The following is a 2,892-nucleotide window of genomic DNA, read 5'->3' as shown; positions in this document are numbered from 1 at the left end:
TGGGATTTAAATCTTTCAATTAAATTAGAAGTATAACCAGTATAATTTTTATTAAACTTTTCTGAATATAAAATATAAACAACAAATTCCTCCATGATAAAAAGCATAAAAAAAGCTTCAGATTTCTCTGAAGCTTTGTCTTAGTAGCGGGAACAGGACTCGAACCTGTGACCTTCGGGTTATGAGCCCGACGAGCTGCCTACTGCTCTATCCCGCGTTGTTTCGGGTGCAAAGATACGTAGTCTTTACGGTTATACAATGAAAAAAATGAATTATACCCGATAACGCTGATTTGCAACCTTATGCACAAACGTTTATCTCATCCTAGAATAAGTTTACTTATTAAACTTCAAGATACTTTACTGCATAAAAAAAGTTTCAGATAAATCTGAAGCTTTTTTAGTACGGCAAGCATTCAATTATCTAACCATATTATCTTGGCTTATTACAGTATTTTAGCATGCGCATCTTAATTTTTTTCAGCTTGTTGTTTGTTTTACCACTCATATAAATGCCAAAAAGCATCACTCAAATTAAAAAGCCTTTTGAAAATTGTAGTGAAAAAAAATATATATTTGAAAATAAATATAGTGTGAAATTTATCACACATATCTACCTAAATTTGGATAGCTCTGTGTAGTTTTGTCACACATATAAATAAGTTAGTACTAATTTTATAAAAATGAAAAGACATATTATTGTAATAATTTCTCTGATTTTGTTTTCTTGTAATGGTCAGCAATTGAAAAATCAAAACTCAATTGTAAACCAAGAAAATTTAAAAAACGAGAAAATGAAAAATTATGCTTATTTAAAAGATATGTATGCTGATTCATATTTTCCAAAATTTCTCGTTGACAAAGTGAAAACAATTCTTATTGAACTATGCATTGATATTGAAAAAACATCGCCGAAAAATCTTGACGAACTTTATAAGTTAACACATACAGCAACTATAAGAATAAATAATTTACAAAACGAATTCTTTGAGCAAAACAGCGAGATTGAAACTGGTGCTAGAGAATCGATTGGGGCAGACTTTGACTTTATAGCTAAAGCATATGGATTCAATGCTGATGTAGAAGAACTGATTGCTCCCAGAGAATGGTAAAAAATGCTAACAGCTACAACTACGGATTTAGGCAATTAGCTTACTGGAAAGTTGGTTTTGTATTTTGGAATGATTTAGCAAATTAGATAATGGGCTTAATTTAGTCCCAAACCCTCTGTATTAGCAGAACGTTAGCAACTATTTTAAAACCATATATGAAAGTAACTATTTTGTTAATATTCCTTCTCATTAATCTCAATACTTATTCACAAGAAAAAAAATGTTCTGATTATAAAGTGGGTAAATTCACATATACCAATCCTATTTACAAAAATTGGAAGATATTGCGAAATGAAACTGAACAAATAGAAACTGACAAAGTAAATAAAATTGAACTCCGAGCTTCAATAAATTGGGTATCAGCTTGTGAATATATTTTAACTTACACAAAATTTAATGATTCCGAAAATCATTCAATTGTGGGACAAAAAATAAATGTCAAAATAATTAAAGTTGGAAATGAAAGCGTTATTTGTGAATCAGAGGGTTTGGGAGCTAAACTAGAATTAGAAATGGTTATTGAAAAGGAAAAATAAAATGTTCAAAATACTTGAGAAAATAACGGAATTGATTGGTTGGTTTAAAATTGTGATTTCGCCAACTTTGTTAGGTTTGGGAATTGGATGCATTGTTTATTACAATTTTCAAAATTTAGCCGGATTAATTTTAGGAATTATAATTTCAATAATCGGGCTAATTTGTGGAATTGTGCTGGCTACAAAGAAGTTCAAAACAACTGGAACTATTCATTTTTTGTCAAGAGTTAGCGCAACGCCAGAATTGTACAACATAAACGAAACATCTGAAAAATAAAAAACAGTTGCTAATAGTTACTACAACGGATTGGGGCAATTGGCTTACTGGAAAGTTGATTTTGTACTTGGAATGATTTGCAAAGCAAAAAAATAGGACTAAATTTACTATCAAATCCTCAGTAGTACTGAGACGTTATGTGTCATGCTTTCACGACCACTTGCCTGACAAAAATAATTATTAAAAAATGGATGAATACTTAACAAAATATAGTGACATATTCTCAAATTTCATAAAACAAAACCCAGAATATTTTTATCTGTCTATTTCTGCTATTTCACTTTTATTTTTTATAGGGAGTATTAGAAAATGGGATTGGATTATAAATAAAAATGGAAATTATTATGAAAGAGGAATGTTCTTTTGGATAAATATTTTTGGTGAAAAATTAGTCAGACTTTATATTACAATACTATCAGCAACTGTAACTATAATATGTTTGATTATATTTTTTTATTATAAATCATTTTGAATACCCGATAGCACGGATTTGCAATTCGTGCCTCAAACGTTTGTCTCGTCCTAAAATAAGTTTACATATTTATTTTACCCTACTCCCCGAAGAGTTCTCATGGAAAGCTGTGCGAATATCTCCTAACTTCGCATCCACAATCTAAAGCAATTAAACAAGAGTTGCTTTCTACGCATTTCTTGCGTAATTATCTTTGCGTTCCTTCCACTTCGCTCAGGATGACAGACGAAAAAATTACTGCATAAAAAAAAGCTCCAGATTTCTCTGAAGCTTTGTCTTAGTAGTTGGAAGCATTCAATTATCTAACCATATTATCTTGGCTTATTACAGTATTTTAGCATGCGTATCTTATTTTTTTTCAGCTTGTTGTTTGTTTTACCACTCATATAAATGCCAAAAAGCATCACTCAAATTAAAAAGCCTTTTGAAAATTGTAGTGAAAAAAAAATATATATTTGAAAATAAATATAGTGTGAAATTTATCACACATATCTAC

4 protein-coding genes and 1 tRNA gene are annotated in these 2,892 nt (G+C 29.9%); 4 read left to right on the top strand and 1 reads right to left on the bottom strand.

Annotated elements, in window-relative coordinates:
- Nucleotides 1-144 precede the first annotated feature (144 nt).
- A tRNA-Met gene (locus B8T70_RS23280) sits at nt 145-217 on the bottom strand.
- Between the two features lie 465 nt (nt 218-682).
- Here B8T70_RS23280 and B8T70_RS23275 point away from each other — a divergent pair.
- The 4 genes from B8T70_RS23275 to B8T70_RS24475 all read left to right on the top strand — a co-directional run bounded on the left by B8T70_RS23275 (nt 683) and on the right by B8T70_RS24475 (nt 2,396).
- Nucleotides 683-1,111: a DUF5713 family protein gene (locus tag B8T70_RS23275; protein ID WP_242667556.1), complete on the top strand. Its 429-nt coding sequence runs from the start codon at nt 683-685 to the stop codon at nt 1,109-1,111.
- Nucleotides 1,112-1,266: 155 nt separating this feature from the next.
- A complete protein-coding gene (locus tag B8T70_RS23270) occupies nt 1,267-1,647 on the top strand; it encodes a hypothetical protein (protein ID WP_086896412.1) in 381 nt (126 codons plus the stop codon).
- A gap of 1 nt (nt 1,648) precedes the next feature.
- The gene (locus B8T70_RS23265) at nt 1,649-1,924 is read left to right on the top strand and encodes a hypothetical protein (RefSeq protein WP_086896411.1); all 276 of its coding nucleotides are present in this window, start codon (nt 1,649-1,651) and stop codon (nt 1,922-1,924) included.
- A 187-nt stretch (nt 1,925-2,111) separates the two neighbouring features.
- Entirely contained in the window at nt 2,112-2,396 is a 285-nt protein-coding gene (locus B8T70_RS24475; protein WP_039114348.1) for an immunity 17 family protein, read from the top strand.
- Nucleotides 2,397-2,892 lie beyond the last annotated feature (496 nt).

This window comes from Flavobacterium sp. AJR (genome assembly GCF_002156885.1).
GTDB lineage: Bacteria > Bacteroidota > Bacteroidia > Flavobacteriales > Flavobacteriaceae > Flavobacterium.
This window is presented reverse-complemented; position numbering and strand designations above follow the sequence as displayed.